The 18575-nt window shown below is 57.6% G+C and carries 13 protein-coding genes and 8 pseudogenes; 11 read left to right on the forward strand and 10 right to left on the reverse strand.

Going from position 1 to position 18575, the window contains the following annotated elements; all coding sequences use genetic code 11:
- From NKI35_RS28035 to NKI35_RS28070, 8 genes and pseudogenes are all read left to right on the forward strand, one after another.
- Nucleotides 1–400, forward strand: a pseudogene (locus tag NKI35_RS28035) (2OG-Fe(II)-dependent halogenase WelO5 family protein); the annotation flags it as partial.
- 189 nt (nucleotides 401–589) lie between these two features.
- Complete coding sequence (locus NKI35_RS28040) at nucleotides 590–1084, forward strand: GNAT family N-acetyltransferase (protein WP_023827135.1); 495 nt, start codon at nucleotides 590–592, stop codon at nucleotides 1082–1084.
- Nucleotides 1085–1377: 293 nt separating this feature from the next.
- A complete protein-coding gene (ehuB, locus tag NKI35_RS28045) occupies nucleotides 1378–2277 on the forward strand; it encodes an ectoine/hydroxyectoine ABC transporter substrate-binding protein EhuB (protein WP_352741994.1) in 900 nt (299 codons plus the stop codon).
- A 398-nt stretch (nucleotides 2278–2675) separates the two neighbouring features.
- Nucleotides 2676–3356, forward strand: coding sequence for an ectoine/hydroxyectoine ABC transporter permease subunit EhuC (ehuC, locus tag NKI35_RS28050; RefSeq protein ID WP_352741996.1), 681 nt, complete (start codon nucleotides 2676–2678; stop codon nucleotides 3354–3356).
- Between the two features lie 2 nt (nucleotides 3357–3358).
- Nucleotides 3359–4027 carry an ectoine/hydroxyectoine ABC transporter permease subunit EhuD gene (gene ehuD / locus NKI35_RS28055; protein WP_352741998.1) on the forward strand — a complete coding sequence of 223 codons (669 nt, stop codon included), beginning with the start codon at nucleotides 3359–3361 and terminating at the stop codon, nucleotides 4025–4027.
- Complete coding sequence (gene ehuA, locus NKI35_RS28060) at nucleotides 4027–4851, forward strand: ectoine/hydroxyectoine ABC transporter ATP-binding protein EhuA (protein WP_352742000.1); 825 nt, start codon at nucleotides 4027–4029, stop codon at nucleotides 4849–4851. Before ehuD ends, ehuA begins: the two co-directional genes overlap by 1 nt.
- Before the next feature lie 431 nt (nucleotides 4852–5282).
- A pseudogene (locus NKI35_RS28065) lies at nucleotides 5283–5525 on the forward strand (transposase); the annotation flags it as partial.
- Between the two features lie 54 nt (nucleotides 5526–5579).
- Nucleotides 5580–5708 (forward strand): annotated as a pseudogene (locus NKI35_RS28070) (transposase domain-containing protein); the annotation flags it as partial.
- Nucleotides 5709–5729: 21 nt separating this feature from the next.
- On the opposite strand, the pseudogene NKI35_RS31390 reads toward NKI35_RS28070, so the two are convergent.
- From NKI35_RS31390 to NKI35_RS28085, 4 genes and pseudogenes are all read right to left on the reverse strand, one after another.
- A pseudogene (locus tag NKI35_RS31390) lies at nucleotides 5730–5894 on the reverse strand (IS110 family transposase); the annotation flags it as partial.
- Nucleotides 5895–6209: 315 nt separating this feature from the next.
- On the reverse strand, nucleotides 6210–6377 hold the full coding sequence (locus NKI35_RS28075; RefSeq protein ID WP_352742002.1) for an IS3 family transposase: 168 nt from the start codon (nucleotides 6375–6377) through the stop codon (nucleotides 6210–6212).
- Nucleotides 6374–7033 (reverse strand): IS3 family transposase, encoded by a 660-nt coding sequence (locus NKI35_RS28080; RefSeq protein WP_352742030.1) that lies wholly within the window; start codon nucleotides 7031–7033, stop codon nucleotides 6374–6376. Before NKI35_RS28080 ends, NKI35_RS28075 begins: the two co-directional genes overlap by 4 nt.
- 105 nt (nucleotides 7034–7138) lie before the next feature.
- Nucleotides 7139–7330, reverse strand: a complete 192-nt coding sequence (locus NKI35_RS28085; protein ID WP_352742004.1) for a hypothetical protein — start codon at nucleotides 7328–7330, stop codon at nucleotides 7139–7141.
- Nucleotides 7331–7515: 185 nt separating this feature from the next.
- Between NKI35_RS28085 and NKI35_RS28090 the strand changes: the two are divergent.
- Nucleotides 7516–8543: pseudogene (locus NKI35_RS28090) on the forward strand (IS110 family RNA-guided transposase).
- Nucleotides 8544–8870: 327 nt separating this feature from the next.
- On the opposite strand, the pseudogene NKI35_RS28095 reads toward NKI35_RS28090, so the two are convergent.
- A pseudogene (locus tag NKI35_RS28095) lies at nucleotides 8871–9130 on the reverse strand (transposase); the annotation flags it as partial.
- Between the two features lie 66 nt (nucleotides 9131–9196).
- A complete protein-coding gene (locus tag NKI35_RS28100; protein WP_352742006.1) occupies nucleotides 9197–9958 on the reverse strand; it encodes a class I SAM-dependent methyltransferase in 762 nt (253 codons plus the stop codon).
- 1207 nt (nucleotides 9959–11165) lie between these two features.
- Between NKI35_RS28100 and NKI35_RS28105 the strand changes: the two genes are divergently transcribed.
- A complete protein-coding gene (locus NKI35_RS28105) occupies nucleotides 11166–11915 on the forward strand; it encodes a LuxR family transcriptional regulator (RefSeq protein WP_352742008.1) in 750 nt (249 codons plus the stop codon).
- Between the two features lie 528 nt (nucleotides 11916–12443).
- Entirely contained in the window at nucleotides 12444–13589 is a 1146-nt protein-coding gene (locus NKI35_RS28110) for a M24 family metallopeptidase (RefSeq protein WP_352742010.1), read from the forward strand.
- Between the two features lie 421 nt (nucleotides 13590–14010).
- Here the strand turns inward: NKI35_RS28110 and NKI35_RS28115 are convergent, their stop codons facing one another.
- From NKI35_RS28115 to NKI35_RS31395, 4 genes and pseudogenes are all read right to left on the reverse strand, one after another.
- Complete coding sequence (locus NKI35_RS28115) at nucleotides 14011–14451, reverse strand: DUF2267 domain-containing protein (protein WP_352742012.1); 441 nt, start codon at nucleotides 14449–14451, stop codon at nucleotides 14011–14013.
- 463 nt (nucleotides 14452–14914) lie between these two features.
- On the reverse strand, nucleotides 14915–15844 hold the full coding sequence (locus tag NKI35_RS28120) for a 2-oxoglutarate and iron-dependent oxygenase domain-containing protein (RefSeq protein WP_352742014.1): 930 nt from the start codon (nucleotides 15842–15844) through the stop codon (nucleotides 14915–14917).
- Between the two features lie 459 nt (nucleotides 15845–16303).
- Nucleotides 16304–17641 (reverse strand): annotated as a pseudogene (locus NKI35_RS28125) (IS1380 family transposase).
- A 557-nt stretch (nucleotides 17642–18198) separates the two neighbouring features.
- Nucleotides 18199–18467 (reverse strand): annotated as a pseudogene (locus NKI35_RS31395) (ATP-grasp domain-containing protein); the annotation flags it as partial.
- Nucleotides 18468–18575 lie beyond the last annotated feature (108 nt).

The following is an 18575-nucleotide window of genomic DNA, read 5'->3' on the forward strand; positions in this document are numbered from 1 at the left end:
CAGCGGCACATTCTCCTTGGACCCCCACGACGACGTCGCTCAAGTCTTATGTGCTGGGAACGATTACGAGCTTTCTGCGGTGGCGCACAACACCGTCGCAGCACTCAACTTCTATCCCAGCATGCCCGAGGAAGGTGGCAATCTGCGGCTCTGGAGCCACAAGCCGACAGTCACCGACCGAAAGTCTCAAGGTGTGGAGACTACGGGCTATCCCTATTCGGCAGCCTATCTCGAGGGCGTTCCTTGTCGCGACTTCCAGCTCAGGGCGGGGGATATCGGCCTGATCAATGGCGGTTTCGTTCACGGGGTCACCGGTCAATCAGGCAACGGAACGCGTCGCCTGGTGCTGAACAGCTTTTTCGGGTTTGCGCGACCAGATCTTGTTCTCTGGTGGACCTAATGTTCGATGTCGAAGCAACTGACCAGCTTCCGCCGCCAGTTCAGGGTCAACATCATGAGCGAGCTGAGCGATTCGACCTAGGGCCGATCCACAAACGAATAAGAGAGTCTCATGAGGTGAGAAGACTTTGGCAAAGCTCTCGAGCGGTCTTGTGCGCTATTGCGAAGCATCGATCGACAGGATTGTCCAATGAACGTGACCTTGAGGCGGGCCGCCGCCGACATCCCGTTCATCATGCGCACGGAGCGGCTGGAAGGATACGAAGCGCTAGTCGGCCGCTGGGAGGAAGCCCGGCATTTGGCGGCTCTCGCGGATTCGCGTTATGCCTACTTTGTGGCCGAGGATGACGGAATGCCGCTCGGCTTCGCCATCCTACGCGACTGGGCTTCGCCAGAGCACACGACGCTTATAGAGCGGGTTGCTGTCGCTGAGCCGGGCAGAGGATTCGGCACGGCAATGATGCGCGCCGTAGTAGATGCGACGTTCACGGAGACCGACGCCCACAGGCTCTGGATTTGCTGTTTCCCAGACAATCTCAGGGCGCGGCGCAGCTACGAGGCCGTCGGCTTTGTTGCCGAAGGCGTGGCGCGCAGCAGCGCCTTTTTCCGCGGTGAGCATCGCGACGAGCTTGTACTGTCGCTACTGAGGCCGGAATGGGATGCGCGCGGGTGCGCAGGCCTCTGAAAAAGCTCGCGACGCCTGGGGCCCGTCGGGGATCGTTGATTGTGATGTGAGACAAGGCGCCTGCCAATCCACTTTCACTTCGATAGAGCTGGATGCTGGCTCGAGGGCTCGGTGTGGATCTTCGGTCGCGTGCGTTGAGTGCTGCGGATGAAGGGGTAGACCAGGCGGCCGTTCGGCGTGGGAAATCGTTGAGGAAAGGCCGTGGCATCAGAATTGTAATCGACAGACAAAGTGCGTTGGCCACTTAGTCTTGCAATATCGAGGCGATCCTGCGCCGAGGCTCCGGAGCTGCGGTGACCACAGATCGCTGCCTTGTCAAAAATAAAAGCGTCACCATAGAGGGTAAAACAATGGGTAAGCTGAAACTCAACACTTTGATGGCAGTTCTCGGGCTCTTTGTGGGTTCGTGGACTGCCGATGCCGGTCCAGTAACCGATCGTGTCAAGGCAGAGCAATCAATCAGGATAGGGTTCGCCAGTGTCGTGCCCTTTGCATTTGCCGACGATCAGGGCCATCCAAAAGGGTTTGCAAACGAAATTGCCCTCGGTGTCCTGAAGAAGATGGGCTACACAAACGTGGAGACAAACGTCACCGACTGGGGAGGCCTAATCCCTGGGCTTCAGGCAAGCCGCTATGACATTATTTCGGGTGGAATGTATATCTTGGGTGCTCGGTGCAAGAATGTCACTTTTTCCGAGCCTATTGCGAAGCTCGGCGATGGCTTCATAGTGAGGGCCGGCAATCCGAAACACATCAATACGTACAAAGATATCGCCGATAGAGGAGCGGTGTTTGTGGCATATGCTGGATCCAGCACGATTGCAGCCGCCAAAAAAGAAGGAATTGCCAAGGACAAAATTATGGTTGTTCCCGGACCTTCGGAGGTGATCGCGGCAATTAAGGCAGGACGTGGCGATGCTGGAAGCATGACGTATTTGGAAGCCAAACTCATGGCAGATCAATCGGATGGCGAAATCCAAGCCACCGATCCTGCCGCTCTGCCGGCGTGGACCTATAATTGGGTCGGTCTCGGTTTCCGCTCCGAAGATGCCGACTTTCTGGCCAAATTCAACGAGGCTCTGAATCAGTACGTCGGCTCTGACGAGATGATGAACTCTGTTAAACAATATGGAATCGTAGCTGCCAGCCTTCCGGGTGCCACGACAACCAAGTGGATTTGCTCCAATCGTTAGTGACGGCATCGTGGTGGGCCCTTCCACCTTGCTCCAGATCAGGGCGACCTTGTCATCGTTGTACACCAACCGCTTCAGCTGCATTCCAGGAGGCATTTAAGATCGCAGGAGGACGTCGGGAATAGTAGACTTCCGGAACGACGAGCTGCCCGACATCAAGTGGACGCCTGCCCCTACACCAAGGCGGCAAGGCAGGCGGGTCGCGCCAGCGGGGCCGGCATGCCTATTCGCCGGCCCAGCCTGGCCGACCCGGTCGAATTTATGGTTCTAGAGCGCCATGCCGGCATGGCGATCACTGAAGCGGGTTGGCACTTCGGGCCGCTCGATAGTGCAATTATAGAGGGTTTGTCCTCAGCAGCTCACTGCGGCTTCTGCAGCCGATGTCCGATTGTCCGTTGATGTTTATCGAGCCCATGTCCTATTCCGAATTCCTTGTCACGCGTGGGAATCTGCTGCTAAGCGGCACGCTGGTTACGGCCATGCTGGCCGCCGTGTCGATCGTGCTGGCGATCGTACTGGCTCTCACCGGGGGCCTGATGCGGCTCGCGCCGGCCGGTCCTATTCGCTGGATCGCCACCGTCTATATCGAGTTTCTCCGCGGCACTTCGCTGCTGGTGCAGCTTTACTGGATTTTTTTCGTCCTGCCACTGTTCGGGCTCTCGCTGGACAAGTTTATAGCGGGTTTTATCGGCGTCGGTATGAACCTTGGAGCGTACGGGGCGGAGCTAGTTCGCGGCGCGATCCTCTCAGTGCCCAGGGGACAGTGGGAGGCAGCCTCGGCGATCAACATGTCGCCGCTGACTCGCATGCGACGCATCATTCTTCCCCAAGCTCTCGTCATCCTGCTGCCGCAATGGGGCAATTTGCTGATCGAGCTTCTTAAGGGAACCGCCCTGGTTTCATTGATCTCCGTCGCCGACTTAACGTTCCAAGCCAAGCAGATAAATGCGACGACTTTCCTGTCCGCAAAGGCTTTCGGAACGGCACTAATCATCTATTATGTCATGGCCCGTTTCATCATCACGCCCTTCATGCGCTGGCTTGAATGCTTTATGGAACGCAAGTCGGGAAGGGCGTAGCGATGTTCGGTTGGGACTGGGATTTCGCTTGGGAAATTCTCCCCCGCCTGCTGGCGGCGACCGGAAATACGCTTTTGGCCGCCGGTATCGGCTACATCATCGCGATCTTCCTGGGGCTCGTGTTCGCGCTTGCGCAACGCACGCCGTACAGGACATTGACAATGACCGCGCGCGAGGGGGTCGAGTTCATCCGCTCCACGCCGCTGGTGCTGCAGATATTCTTCGTGTTCTACGTCGGGCCGGAGTTCGGCGTTGTCCTTTCGCCGTGGGTGGCGGGCATGATAGCCATCGGGCTGCACTATGCAGCTTACCTTTCGGAGTTGTACCGCGGGGGTCTAGAAAATGTGCCTAAGGGACAGTGGGAGGCGGCGACCTCCCTCAATCTGTCGACGGCGCGTACTTATTTCCGCATCATCATTCCCCAGGCGCTGCCGCCTTCCGTGGCGGGCATGGGGAATTACCTGGTAGGCATCCTTAAGGACACGCCCGTGCTGTCAGTCATCGGCGTGGCGGAATTGGTTCAAACCGCAAACTCAATTGGCTCGGAAAACTATCGCTACCTTGAACCCTATACGATGGTCGGTATCATCTTCCTTTTGATTTCATTGCCGTCGGCCGCCGTTCTTCGCAGCTTCGATGGTTGGGTTCGCGGCAAACTCGGGACGAACTGATGGACGAAACAGAAGACCTTTCCCAATACCCGCTAGAGCTTACCGGCGCGGGTGTGCCGATGGTGCGTTTCCAGAAGGTCGCAAAGCGTTATGGATCTTTGATTGTTCTCGAACATCTCGATCTCGATGTCGCAGAGGGCGAGATGGTCACAATCGTCGGGCCGTCAGGTTCGGGCAAGACCACGGTGCTGCGCACACTGATGACACTGGAAAACATCAACGAGGGCGTTATCTACGTCGACGGCAAGCCGCTCACCCACATGGAGAAGGACGGCAAGTTGGTGCCCGCCAGCCAGAAATATCTAAGATCAGTGCGCTCGAAGATCGGCATGTGCTTCCAGCATTTCAATCTGTTCCCGCACATGACGGCGCTGGAAAACTGCATGGAAGGGCCCGTACACGTACTGGGCATTCCGCGCAAGCAGGCGCGTGAGCGCTCGGAGGAGCTGCTAGAGATGGTCGGAATGGGCGACAAGCGCAACCAGCATCCTTCGCGCCTGTCCGGTGGGCAGCAGCAGCGCGTGGCGATAGCTCGAGCGCTTGCGATGCGGCCCAAAGTCATGCTCTTCGACGAGGTGACGTCGGCGCTGGATCCTGAGGTCATCGTCGAAGTGACAAACGTCATCCGCCGGCTTGTGTCGGATTACAGCCTGACCATGCTGATGGTTACGCATCAAATGGGCTTCGCCCGCGACATCGCCGATCGTGTCTGCTTCTTCTTCGGCGGCAGGATCGAGGAGCAGGGCACGCCGGAGCAGCTGTTCGGCAATCCGCAGCGCAAGCGCACCCAGCAGTTCCTAAGCGCCGTGAAGGAGGCGGTATAGGTAACTTGTGCCTCGGCTGACATGCGACATTAGGGATGCAGCGTTTCGAGCTGATAAATAGCGTGGGTGTCGCCTCACAAGCATCAGGAATCGGCCGTGAACAATCCGGGTGGCTGAAAGGCTTTTTGTCGCTCTGAGCAGGAGAGAGAAGTTTTAGCCGGCGGCGGCCAGGTTGGCGTTGACGGCATCGCCCTGCTGACCGGCGAGGTAGTTGGCGGTCGATCCGGTGCTCGCCCTTGGTGTGGCCGATGGTACGCGATGTTCCGACGGCACCTTTCCGGATCGGCGTGAAGGACGATGTTCGGAGCCTTTGAGGGCTTCGACATATGACGATTTCAGAGCTTACGCTTAAGTCGAACGATTTGGAGCCGGTGCGCCGGTTCGAGGTGTCCACGGGCTCCGGCCGGCGACGCGAGTGACCTCCAGAGGAGAAGGCGCGGATCGTTGCGGAGAGCTACGAGGCTGGTGAGACGGTTTGTGCTGTAGCTCGCCGATGTGCGCTTTCCCCGCAGCAACTGTTTGCCTGGCGCCGAGCTGCGCGTCAGCCCTCGGCAGAGGCGACGGCATCAGAATCTCTGTTCGTTCCTGCGGTGATTGCAGGTCCTTGCGGGAACCGGTGGCGCAGCGCCCAGCACGACCACGGAAGCAGAAGACGGTCCGCGACGCCGGCCTGATCGAGCTTGAGATCGACGGTGTCGCTTCCCGACGATCCGGACGCGCTCAAGGCGATGGTCCTGGCGCGCGACGTCGAGAACGCCCGGCTGATCCAGATCATCAAGGAATTGCAGCGCCACCGCTTCGGCCGTCGTGCTGAGACGCTCCCCGAGGATCAATTGCTGCTGGGGCTCGAAGAGGCCGGATCGAGGCCGCCGGTGACGAAAGCGGCTGGCGATCCGGCCTATGACCCGCCCCATGCTGGTGGCCGACGCGTCGACCTCACCGAAGAACCGAACCTCTCCTTCCCGGCCTGCCTCCGCAATCGCAATAGCGTTCTTCAGCTTCGCAACATCGATTCCGACAAATGCTTCTCTATAATCCGCCACGGCTCGTCCTCCTGTGGTGAGGATCGGCTCGGCCCGCCCGAGCAACTCGGACGCGCAGTGTAGGGCGAGCCACCTCATCGGCAGAGGCGGACATACGGTCTTACGCTTGAACTTGTGGGATGCCAGGCGTTTTGCAAGGAAGATTTGAACCTTTGAGCGCGTGATCGAGTGCGGGACTTGTGTAAGGCCTTTCGGGTGCGATCATTTCACATGCCGCGGGCCGGTATGGTGATGCGCGGATGTGAATCGGCGTGCAAAATTGGACGCCGATCTAGAGTGCGCCCCTCGGATCGGACAGGGTCAAGCCGCAGTTTTTTACCATCTGCCGGGCGTGTGGTCCTCGAACTGTTGCGGGCTGAGATAGCCGAGCGCCGAGTGCAATCGGCGGGTGTTGAACCTCATCAATGAAGCGGGGAAGGTCCTCAGCGACGCGAAGGTTTGGTAGGCCATCGGATAGACGGCTTCGACCTTCATCGTCTTCATGAAGCTTTCCGCTTTCGCATTATCGTAGGGATTGCCGCGCCGGCCCATCGATCCAATAAGATCGTGCTCGGCGAGAACGTTGCGGTAGAGGAGTGCGGCATATTGCGACCTCGGTCCGAGTGATGGACGCAGCTCGGCGGGGGTTTTCGTCGTTCGATTGCCGCCTTCAATGCTGCAACGGTCAAGCGCGCGTCGATCGACCGACCGATGGCGTAACCAACGACCTTGCGTGACCAGGCATCCAAAATGACCGCGACGTAGACGAAGCCCGCCGCAATCGCCACGCATGTGATGTCGCTCACCCAGAGCTGGTTCTGGCCGTCGGGTGTCACGTTCTTCGCCAGGTTCGGGAAGATCGGCAACTCGTGATCGCTGTCAGTAGTGGCGATGAAGCGCCGCCTGATCCTGGGCTGCAGATCGTGCTCGCGCATCAACCGTCTGGCCTCCTTGTGGTTGACGACGATGCCGCGCTGCCGCAGCGCCGCCTGCAAGCGGCGATAGCCGTAAGCTTCGAAGCTGTCAGAGATCTCACCCATCGTCTCGACGAGCTCTGTGTCATCCACCGCGGTTTCGGGTTGATCGTAGTAGGTTGATCGCGCGATCCCCATCAGCCGGCATCCTTCAGCGATGGAGCCGCCGGACCGGTGATCACGGATGTAGTCCCGCTTCTCGGACGTGGTGCGCTTTTCAGAGCCCCCTTTAGAAACTCAATTTCCAAGGCTTGCCGGCCTACCAGTCGCTCCAGCGCTGCGATCCGCGCCTCATAGGTCTGCATCGTGTCGGCCGCCGCCATGTTTTCGTCGAAGGAGCCGGCCTCGTATTTCTGAACAGATGCGAATCAGGCAACGCGGCAGTTCGTGCCGCTTGGCGAGACCATGCAGCGTCTCGCCGGACAGGAACTCCTGCACTACCTGACGTTTGAACTCGATGCTGTGCGTGCGATAAGTCACCATGGGCTTCTATCCTTCGAAAGCCGGCATCCAAGTCAATTCTGCTTGTTCATCCTGTCCGGTCCGAGGGGCGCACTCCAATCCGGGTTCAGTTTTGGAAACGATGACGTAATTGCTGCCGTCGCTCCTTTGAACGAAGATTCGGCTGACGGCAAAAGCCGCCGACCATTGAGATCAAGGAGGCCGCAGTGAAGCAATATGTCGGACTGGATGTGTCGCAGAGGGAGACGAGCGTCTGCGTGGTCGAAGATACTGGAAAGACGGTGTTCCAGGGAAAGGCGAAGTCCGATCCAGGAGCCTTGACGGAGTTGCTGCGTAAACGTGCGCCTCAGCCGTGCGCATCGGATTTGAGACGGGTGCCATGTCCAGCTGGCTCTGGCACGAGCTGAAAAGGGTAGGGTTGCCGGTCGTCTGCCTTGATGCTCGGCATGCAAAGGCAGCGCTTTCAGTCCGAATGAACAAGAGCGATGAGAACGATGCCCGCGGCCTGGCCGAACTGGTTCTCGTCGGCTGGTATCGGGAAGTGAAGGTCAAGAGCGCAGAGAGTCAGGCCACCCGGTCCATGCTCGTCGCCCGGTCGAGACTTGTCGAGATCCGTCGCGATCTCGAAAATCAGACACGGTCCATGCTGAAGGAATATGGGCTGCAGTTCAGTCGATCGATTGGGTCACAGTTCCGGCGAAAGGTTTGGGAACTGGTTGCCGACGGCCATCCGCTTCGCCCTTTGGTTCAGGCGCTTCTGTCTGTCCACGAGCAGGCCTGCTGTGAACAAGAGAAGCTTGATCGGCAGGTCCGGCATCTCGCTCGTGAAGACGAAACCACACGCCGGCTAATGACAGTCCCCGGCATCGGCGTGGTGACCGCGCTCACCTTCCGCCACACGATCGACGATCCCTCGCGCTTTCGCTCGGCCGCCAACGTGGGAGCCTATCTCGGCCTGACTCCGCGACGAAAGCAGTCCGGTGAAACGGATATTAATGGCCGCGTCTCACGTTGGGGCGATCGACTGCTGCGAACCTACCTGTACGAGGCGGCCAGCGTGCTCCTGCACCGGACTAAGAAATGGTCCACACTGAAAGCCTGGGGGATGCGTCTGTCGAGGCGGATCGGCTTGAAGAAGGCAAAGGTCGCGGTCGCACGGAAGATCGCGGTTCTGCTTCATTGCATTTGGGTTGACGGCACCAGCTTCGAGTGGGGCTGCGAAAAGATGGCATAACAGATCAGCACTCGATCCCAATCGCGGGCCCGTTTCCGGAGCTCGTGATGTCCCCGCCGGGACGGTGGTTGCGGCGACCTCGGTCAAACGGCTGACAGCAGTTCATCTGCATCTCGTTGGAAAGGTTGAGGCGCCCGACCCGAACATCATCATGAGGCACTCGACCTCGGAAAGGACCATGACCCCGGCGATGGCAGTGCGAGATCCGGATTGACAACTACCCGCAATTAAAGGGCCGTTTGACAGCGCGGATCAGGCATAAATCTGCTTGGCCCCGATCTGATCGATCATTTGCCCATGCGGTCCTTGCCTCCCTCACATCTCCGACGTCAGGCTTTCCGACAAGAGCGCCAGCACCGGGTCGTGGCGAAGTGTATCGTGATCGTCGGCGTCGTAACCAAGCGCGATTGCCGCGATGCGCTGTCCGACCAGCGTCTCGACACTTGTGCACCGTGCAATCCGGATCGCGGTGGTCGATGAAGCAAAGCGGCCACCCGGTCGAAAAGCCGAGAGCCCCGTCGGCGAAGCAGCAAGACGCGGCATCCGAGGGTGATCGCCCCACCGTCGAAACCGGCGGCAACTTTGTTTCAAAATAGTTCCTTAGATTATCGGGGCTGATGCCCCCCTCCACTTTGAGTTCAGGCAAGAGCAAGTTATTTGTATGCGACAACCAAGAGGCGAGAACTATCGTATGTAAACGCTTCACCTTCCTGCCCATAAGCTTCAACGGCCTCGAATCCCGCGCTTCGCAACATACGAACGTATTCAGAAAAGCCATATTGTTTGAAAGAAAGGTGCGTTCGTCTAACGGATCCATCGCGAACGACAATCCTTTCGAGGTTCGAGCGATCACTTAGAACATCGTTGCTAAATATATCGATTCTTACATCGGCGCTACGCTCCGTAACGTAACAGATAGGCGACTTGTGGCGCAGGAAATCGACACGATTGGGGTAATCGATTAGCAGGCGGCCGCCCTTTCTAAGTGCGGAAGCGGCTTCACGAAGAACTCTCTCGTTGTCCGCGTCATCGAAATATCCAAATGTCGTGTACCACAGAAATGCCGCGTCGAATCGATCTCGCCAGGGCAGCGAACGCATGTCACCCAGAACATATTGAACATTGACTCCGCGTTCAGCCGCATCTGCCTCGGCTTTTTTCAGCAAAATCGGCGAAATATCAAGTCCGGCCACCTGCGCTCCTTTTTCCGCCAACCGGTTGGTAATTCGCCCATACCCGCACCCAAGTTCGAGAACTGGGACGTCTTCTCTAAGAGAAAGAATCCGCCAAATTAGTTCTGATTGTCTGTCACTTATTTCGGGGGGATTAACAACATCGCCAAAGTGAATGTAGTCTTCATCGAAGTACATCTCAAGATCTGACAACGATACCGTACCCCTGGTATTTCCGGTCATACGCATTTCCTCGTTCTGATAGCGAATACTCCATTATTTCGTCCCCTAACTTAGTCTTGCATGAATCGTATAGCATTGAAAGAAAACATTTGCGAAAATTTCCATAACTATGTTAATATCTTTGTTGCAGCCTTTGTCCGTTCAAGATTGTGTCGGGGAGGGTATGGCACCTCGGTGCACTGCTCTCGAAGGTCGTCAACATCGATCTCTGGGAGTTTGGCCCGAGCTTGGCATCGCATATCAGCCTTGAGCATAGGAGTTCTTTCATCGTCCGCCGAAGCGAAGCGCATGATGTTGGGCGCGCTCGTCCGCCGGATCGCTCTGGCACGCGCTGGAACGGCGGAAAAGCAGCTGGAGGAGAAGGTGAAGCCCGGGTCTTCGACGGAAACGCATTCGCGGCGCTGACCATCAAGGCGAAATCCTCTCGAATGTCGGCGACCAGCAGAGACCTGCCTTCAGGAGTAGGCCTCAAGCCAGTCCGAGTTGCTCAGGTAAAGAGCCTTGGTGGCGGGCATCAGGTCAAAAGCTCCCGGCAAGACCTGAGGCAGGTGACCTGTCTGGAGTTGAAAGCAAACCCTGACGCGTCGTTATGGACACAGATATCGTAGAAGCTCGGGGTGGGACAATCTCTGGGGACAGATGTGTCGGTGCCTAATGGCTGGGACAGACGGGGATCGGCGTAGAGGGCGTGAGCGGATAGAGGCTTTTGCGCGGGACTGCAGGAACCAGGCTCATCATGCCCAGAGTGAACCACAAGTGGCAAAAGCCGTGTGGCAGAGGACCGACGCAGGGCAGGTCGGCGGCTTCGTCGCCGCTAGAACTAATCATCTGCTGGGGCACGACATAGTCTGGAGGCCGTCCATCCCATCAGGTCAATATCGACATGCTTCTTGAAAAAAATCATGAAAATGTTGCCCAAGTTTAATTTACGGTCCCGATATGAAGCTTCAGAAGAGCTTGGGTAACGTAGACTTAACCCGAAGATAATGTTGGGTGCTACGGCAATCTGATAGAGCTTTGGCGATGCCGGCCTCAGACACACGGCGCCCAGAGGCGCAGCTTTATAGGCGGCAGCTTTGTGCAACCAGTGAAAACATCCGGCGCAGATGGCTGCGGAGCAGAGAACATGGGATGCCCGACGACGACTTCAGTCCCTCAACTGCGAAGGCTGGCAACCAGAGTGTCGGTCCCGTCAATGGACTTCTCAATGGCAGCCGAGCAAGCGTTTGCGGTCCAGTTCGGCCGATTCCTCGACCAGGCTAATGGCGTTACTCAATCTGAACGGTTGTTCCATCTGCTGTCTGCTTTTGCCCTGAATTTTGACTTCCCGTGGATCGCCTATGGTTCTCCTACACTAGACCGAAAAGATTGGAGGCCAGTCCGACGCCGCCCGGTGGTCATGCTGAATTATCCTGATGAATGGCAGGAGCGCTATTTCGAAATGGGTTACGATAAGATAGATCCTATCGTCAAAATGTGTCGAAAGCGGGCAGGCGCCTTTCGCTGGAGCGAGGTGTACAACGCCGCAAGCACGACTGAAGACGAACGGCGCATTTTCGATGAGGCTGCTATGTTCGGCTTAAAGTCAGGCATTAGCGTTCCACTGCACGGCCCCGATGGCTGCTTTGCCACTTTGAGCTTTGCTCAAGGCGACGAAAGCGAATTCAAAAATAGAACAATCACGTACTTAGAACTTGCCGCCTTACATTTCCACATGAAGGTCGCCGAGTTCGCCAATTCGAGTGCCATTGAGGAAGCTCCTAGCCTCTCTCCGAGAGAAAAAGAGTGCATTTTGTGGGTGGCGCGAGGAAAATCGTCGTGGGAAATAGGAAAAATTCTAGGAATTTCCGTAGATACTGTCAATTTTCATATGAAAAACGTGATGCGAAAGTTGGCTGTGGCCAGCAGAACAGTCGCGGCCATAAAAGCCGTGGACCTCGGAATTATCGAATTGTAAAGGGCACATTAATTTCCTTTTCCTCAGAGCCTGACTCGAAACTCGGTTGCCGAGGACGCGGAACTACCCCTGCGGCGAAGCACGAGTACCTCGAGAGGCAATCTCCCGTCGTGCGAAGCGCGGCGCGCGATTCATCCTCCGGGTCGGGCGCAAACCGGAATTTCCGCCGCAGGTGAGATTTAAGATGACATCGACTGACTACTGGCGAATGCTGTCAGAAGCTTCCTTGGATCAACATCGTAGCTGGCGGCGCCGGTCGCGGGATGGCGTACATGACCATGGACAAATTTCGGGTGATGGCGATTGTGCGGCGGATCGTCTTTGGACAGCCGATCTTCGGACAGATCTGCGCCAGTGCCTGACTACATCCTCCGCCCGATAGCTGAACCGCGGGTCGAGCATAGGCACATAGCAGGAGAACGTGTCGACGATGCTCTGCTACCATCCGCATTTGCGTGTTTGTACCAACGAAAACACAGTCGCCAAAGGAAGAACGTGGACAATTGCAATCAAACCTGGGAATCCAGAATGGATCAACGCGCCAAGCCATCAAGTATTGAGCATAAACGTCGGCTAAATGCGGTGAAGCAAGCTTGCCGTAACCGACATATTGACGCAGCAGTATTTACCAGCCCGGAAGATATCTGTTACATTACAGGCCTAGATTATGAAGGTTATTTTGCCCTTCATGCTCTTCTGGTATTTCCAGACGCAGGGTTAACTTTATTCGCACGCTATATCGAGGCGCTTACGGTTTCTCGGCAGACTATTGGTGTTGAATTTGTTGGATACACAGACACGGGTGATGTCGCTGCACTGATAACGGCTAAAATTGTCTCGTTGGCAGGCAAGGGCGCGCGCGTTGGCCTTCAGCGAAACAGTGCCGCTACGGTTAAAGTTGACGCCCATCTTCAATCGTATCTTCCCAAAGCTCATTTCACTGATGCATCGGGTATAGTCGAGAGCCTGCGAGAGGTAAAATCGCCCTTCGAGATAGAGCAGATCAAGCGCGCTGCTCAAATTTCCGATCTCATGGTTTCCACCGCCCTCGGTGCAGCCGGTGAGGGGGTGGTCGAAAACACCGTCGTTGCAAAAATTTACAGTGAGATGATCGCTGCGGGGGGACAATGTCCGGGCTTTCCACCATTCCTCAGGTCGGGGGACAGGATTGCGGAGCCACATACTTCGTGGACCGAACAGCCTCTCAAACATGGCGCTCCGCTTCTTCTGGAGTTGTCGGGCTGTGTAAATCGCTATCATGCGCCAATGGCCAGATATGGGTACATCGGATCCGCATCTGCAGCAGCAAAGCGACTAAGCGAAGTGAGCCATCAAGCGCAGCTGGCCGCCTTGGCGGCTCTCAAGCCCGGGTGTCTTGCTAGGGACGTCTATTCCGCTTGGAAGGCTTGTCTTGACCTTGCGAACGTTAGCCCCAAGGCTCCTCACTGCGGATATATGCTCGGTCTATCCTTTCCACCGACGTGGACTGGCGGACCTGGCGTAAAGAGCCTGGATGAGACGACCTCGATGGAAATACGCGAATCCATGGTGTTCCATTTGTTGACCTGGGTAACCGACGGGCAGAATGACCATTTTCTATCTGACTCCGTTGTCGTCGAAGAGGCCGGGGGCGTTTTTCTAACGAAAACGCCAAGAGAAATGTTTGAGATCTGACAAAAAATCAAACGATCAATGTTTCGACCGGTCGGCGGAGCCGTGTCTTGGCCGCCGCAGCAGGTTAACCACACGATCGTCAGAGCGCCAGGCCGGCGTGGGCGGCTAGCGTCGCCACAGGCGCACCTCATCCACTCGTCGCCGCCTAGGAGCTCGACCGCTTCCGCACTCGTCGCACCATCGACTAAGCCGGCATTGAACCGTTTGCTGGCTGAATAGGTAATAATAGGACTGACCGCTATGCCGGCGACGCGGGTTCTGAGGCCTACACGCTAAAGGCTGCTCAAATCATTCCAGTGTTCCGGCTGGCGAGCCGAGACTCGCCGCGCTTCCCGCCTTGCTGCTGGACGCCGCGAGTCCTGATGCAAGCACTGGGGCAGCCTTCCTCTTCTCCTCCCCAGCGGTGGCTTCGTGGATACGTTCAGGGAGGCAAACGTCTGTCGGAGGCTGGCCAAAGGTAATGCAGCACTCTTGGAGTGGCGGCCTTGGCCTCTTCGATCTCTGCTGCAGACAAACGGTCCGCCAATTGGGCTATGACCGAGCGGGCAACCTCTTCCGGATCCACCGCCGGGTCACGATGGACGCCGTAGTGAATCCGATCGAGAAACGAATTCCGGTTCCCGGCTATGGCGCGGCGACTCGGATGCCAGCCCTCGTAGTAAAAGCCGCGTAGTAAGGCTGGCAATTGAGCGCCTATGTAAACGGCCTCGTCGCCATCTAGGGAGTCGCGCAGGGCGTGCAGCGTCGCGGTTAGGGCTTCGTAGACCCGTTCGCGGTCATGCCAGCGAAGCCTCCACATCAGATCGCTAATCCAATTGTGGGTTGCCTGCAATGCGTTGTTGAGATCATGGCTCAGGTACATTGAAGACATTCTCCTGTCTTTGAAGATTATGAGGATTGGACTACTCACCAATGTTGAAGTACGTCACGTTGGCCTGAGGCAGACTATACCTGCTCAGGTGGACCAATGTGCAATAACGATAACTCAAACCGCCGTCCGCAGCGGATGTAGGCGACCTGAGAAGGTGGGATGCCGTGAGTGTCGACCTCCCTACGGCCTTTCGGTCGTGGATTAGAACGCAGAGGCCAAGCCCAACCACGTTGCTTTGCGGGTTCCGGGAACTAGCCGAGGGTCCGCTACTACAGTTGTGAGGGCGTGCTGCAGCGCAGTTTCGTGCAGCCACCATTTAGGGGTACCCAGGCGCGTTGCAGGCCGCCGCGCTATAGCGCGACGTCATACGAATTTAGCTGTGGGAGAGTTTTCCCAGCACTACGCTGAGGTGCGCCGCGTCGTCGGCATAGGCCCGCCTTCAGAAGATCGATCTTTACTGCAACTCTCTCGCGCGTCCCGCGCCATTGCCGTTTTCGACTGACTCCATGTTGCGCAGCATCATTTCTGCGACACTGAAGGCGTGCCGCTCTTGCCGCGAGGTCAGGCGAGCGTCGATATCGGGATAGATAAAGAAGGGAAGCGAAATTCGGTCAGTCAGACCACTGTGCGCGACCTGATGCGGCGTACTCTTAAAGCGGTCGTCACTCAGGACCTGAAACATATCCCCCAAATTGACTACGAGACTGTTGGGCAGGCTCGGCGCTGGCACCCAGCGCCCGTGGAACCAGACCTGCAATGATCGCGTGGGGAGCTCCTCCTGCAGCAGAAGCGTGAAGAAGCCACCGTCGGTGTGCTTCCCGCACGTGCCGCCACGAGCTGGATACCGGATCACGCGTTGCATGAGCGTCGGCGGGCTGAAATGGCGTTCGAACCAACCCTGTTCCATTTCGATCAGGTCGGCGAGCGCGGTCCCGATCTGCGGAACAACCTGGTTGAGCACGGTAGCCTGCAAAACGAGCAGGCTTCGCGCGAAACCTGGAGCCAATGCGTCGTCAGGAAAACGCGTGATTCCGGCAAACGGACGCCGGTCGCCTTCGTTCTCAATTCCGAGACCAAACAATTCCTTTGGATCAGTGTGGGCGTCGGGATGTAGTATTTCGCCGTGCAACGGACTGTATCCACGGGCGACAGCGGGGTACACGGTTTGAGAGGCGTGACCGTAGCGTTCCTTGATCGACTGTGGCAAGGCGAAGAACCGCCGGGAAGCCTCGATGGCTTGTGCGATCTGTTCCTTGGGGATGCCGTGCTCAACAAGGTAGAAGAACCCGTACTCTTGGCAGGCCATTTGCAGGCGCCCTCGCTCATCACTCCGTGTTGCATCGGACGTCAGTTTTGCCAGTGAAATTTCGGGTAACATGGTCATATTCGTTCCTTCATTGGTGCTTTGCCCTATGGGGCTCCTGGAAAAACCTAGAGCCCGCATCCTTCTACCCGATGGATCTGCCGTCCCTTAGACAGTGTATCGGCGCAGGGATGCCCCTGCAGACGGCGCCTCTCGCCGCTAAAAGATGTAGTTCCTGTATAGACCTAGTGAGTACTTACGACAACACAAAGACTGTTAATATAATGTGATGATATTATTGAATATTTGGCACGTGTGGCTTAATATTGCAGGTAAAGTTCATAGTCGGCAAACCTCAAGCAATTAGTATCGAATTCTCGAAAATGCGATAAAGTCCTATTCGTGAGCCTTGTGGTTCGAGCGCCGCTGAGCGTTCGGTCATGCAGGTATGAGGCGTCGTTTTCACCGCAACTGAGACTGGACTTTGGAACGCGCTGGAGGGTCAAGTTCGGGTTCGGCGGGGCCTTGATGCCCCGGCGCTCATGGTGCTGCGGGCTGTAGCGTGAGAGCGATTTGTCGGAACAGGCTGGCCTCGGAATAGGCGGCGGCGAAGGCCAGGCGGATGCGCGAGACGGTTTCGATGACGCGGGCGCCGAGCTTGAGGAGCCTGAGCCGCCGTGTGGCGAACTCGGCGTTGCTGAGATGATCGGTTTTGGGCACTGCCTCGCGCAGGGTGAGCATCAGCCAGTATGCGGCGGTGTGCAGGACGAGGCGCACCTGGTTGGCAATCGGTGAGCGGCAGCTGGTGCGGTCGGAGGCAAGCTGGGGCTCTTGTGCATCTTGATCAGGTTTTCGGCCTGGCCACGGGCGCAGTAGATCACGTCGTAGACATGCGCGGCGCCTTTGTCGAGATTGGTGACGACGAGCGAATGTCAAGGCCGCGGGTGGTTGCCTCGACGCGGGCGCAGACGCGACGTTGCGTCTTCCGGGATTTCGCCTTGTATAGGGTCTCGGCATAACCGCGCAGCACCGGCTTCTGCTCGAGCGCGCGGCGGGTGCGGATATCGTCGGCGGCTTCATCAACGAGGCGCTGGAGAACCTTGTTGCCCGGCAATCCGAAGAGGTAGTCGAGCGCATTGTCCTCGCACCAGGCCATGACCTGCGCCCGGCCATAGTGGCCGTCGCCGCGGACCAGGATGCGGGTGGCCGGCCAGCCGGCGCGGATGCGCCGGACAAGCCGGCGCAAATGGCCGCGGATCTCCTTGCCCGTCGGGGTCTTGCCAGGACGCAGGATCACGGCGACCGAACGTCCGGTCGCGGCGTCATAGATGTGGATCGGCAGGAAGCAGCGCTCGTCGTAATGGGCGTTGAAGAGCGAGAGCTGCTGATGGCCGTGAACGACATCAAGCGTGTCGTCGATGTCGAGCGTAACGCTTTTGGGCGGCGCGAAATAGCTCGACAACCAGAGATCCACCAGCGCGCGGCCGAGCCGGATGACGGTGCGCAGGTCGGGCAGGTTCTCCAGGCGCGAGCAGGTCGGCTGCTAGCACAGATCAATCCCGCTGTCGGGCAGCCCGCAGGCGACCTTGAAGGCCGGGCCGGTGCGCAGCCGATCGAGATCGTTGGCATCCTCGTAGCCGCATGCGATCGCAAAGATGCGGGCGCGCAAAATGTCGGCCATGGCGTGCTTCACCCGCTGTGGGTCGCGCGGATCGTGGATCGCACCGGCCAGCCTGTCGGCCCTTTGCAGGCGTCGCTCGTCTGCGGCCAAAAGCATGACGCCGCCATCCGAGGTGATGCGTCCGCCGTCAAACGCAGCTGTGATCTTCTTGCGCCCAACGGCTGGAAATGAGAGCGGCAGCAACGTATCGTCGTCATGGCGGGTGTGGCTCGCGAGATGTGGTGGCAGGGCTGGCTTAGACAACCGAATCCTACGCCCAGTCAATTGCTTAGGCTACATCCGCCAACCTCTCAGACGCGCCGTCGTGCATAAGACGGGCTAGTGGGAGGGGGGCCCTCGTTTGACCGAGACAGGCAGCGGGTTGCATGGGGCACCAGCGGCCTTCGCCCTGAACTCGCCTGGTGAGACGAAGCGGAAGCCGGAGTGCGGCTGGATTTCGTAGTAACATCGAGCTATCTCGGCAGCAGGATCAGACGGTTTCGGCGTCGGGCAGAATGATCTTTCGGGGTTAGTGCGGTTCAGCGTTTTCACAGGGGTCGCGGATATGCCGTTGCGTCGCCGACTGGAGTGAGGTGAGCCTGGGGCCGAGTGCCGCCCCGGCCGTCGCGGTCTCACGGGCGATGTAGGCGCTGCCTAGCAACGTAAATTCAGGTTTTAATTCCTCGAAAAAAACACAGATTAATATTTGGATTGTGGCTTTATAAGTAGTCTTCAGTATTCAGACTGTGCAGTCGACCGACGCCAAGGAAAGCCATCACGGTTGTGTTATCGACCATCCGATTGAGGCGACGGCACGCTGCAGTATCGCTTCCGTCTGAGCATGGCTGGGTGAAGCGGCGACGACATGTCCGATGCAGCCTCGGTAATCAACCTTTTCCTGACGATCGGCGCCTTCGGCTCAACATACAACATACAATTTGACCTCGGCGACACCTGTTATAGCAGCTGCCCGGCTCGCGCCATCAAACCAACGAGGGTGCCATCGCTATCAGCGACAAGAAATCGCACAGCTGCAACCTGCGATTCTTTTTGCATCACGGGATGCACAGGGCCCGGGTGGGAGCAGAGAACACGCTTTACCAGAGCCTCATCAGCGCGTTGGATACCGGCTTCCGCGTTATCATCTCGTAG

Source organism: Mesorhizobium sp. M0676, from assembly GCF_040320535.1.
Taxonomy (GTDB): domain Bacteria; phylum Pseudomonadota; class Alphaproteobacteria; order Rhizobiales; family Rhizobiaceae; genus Mesorhizobium.

Excerpts from the sequence above, each read along its gene's own strand:
- ehuD (WP_352741998.1), top strand. The coding sequence starts at position 3,359 with ATGTTCGGTTGGGACTGGGATTTCGCTTGGGAAATTCTCCCCCGCCTG.
- NKI35_RS28075 (WP_352742002.1), bottom strand. The coding sequence starts at position 6,377 with ATGAAGACGATGAAGGTCGAAGCCGTCTATCCGATGGCCTACCAAACC.
- NKI35_RS28120 (WP_352742014.1), bottom strand. The coding sequence starts at position 15,844 with ATGACCATGTTACCCGAAATTTCACTGGCAAAACTGACGTCCGATGCA.
- ehuA (WP_352742000.1), top strand. The coding sequence starts at position 4,027 with ATGGACGAAACAGAAGACCTTTCCCAATACCCGCTAGAGCTTACCGGC.
- NKI35_RS28105 (WP_352742008.1), top strand. The coding sequence starts at position 11,166 with ATGGCAGCCGAGCAAGCGTTTGCGGTCCAGTTCGGCCGATTCCTCGAC.
- NKI35_RS28110 (WP_352742010.1), top strand. The coding sequence starts at position 12,444 with ATGGATCAACGCGCCAAGCCATCAAGTATTGAGCATAAACGTCGGCTA.
- NKI35_RS28115 (WP_352742012.1), bottom strand. The coding sequence starts at position 14,451 with ATGTACCTGAGCCATGATCTCAACAACGCATTGCAGGCAACCCACAAT.
- NKI35_RS28085 (WP_352742004.1), bottom strand. The coding sequence starts at position 7,330 with ATGGTGACTTATCGCACGCACAGCATCGAGTTCAAACGTCAGGTAGTG.
- NKI35_RS28040 (WP_023827135.1), top strand. The coding sequence starts at position 590 with ATGAACGTGACCTTGAGGCGGGCCGCCGCCGACATCCCGTTCATCATG.
- NKI35_RS28100 (WP_352742006.1), bottom strand. The coding sequence starts at position 9,958 with ATGACCGGAAATACCAGGGGTACGGTATCGTTGTCAGATCTTGAGATG.
- ehuC (WP_352741996.1), top strand. The coding sequence starts at position 2,676 with ATGTTTATCGAGCCCATGTCCTATTCCGAATTCCTTGTCACGCGTGGG.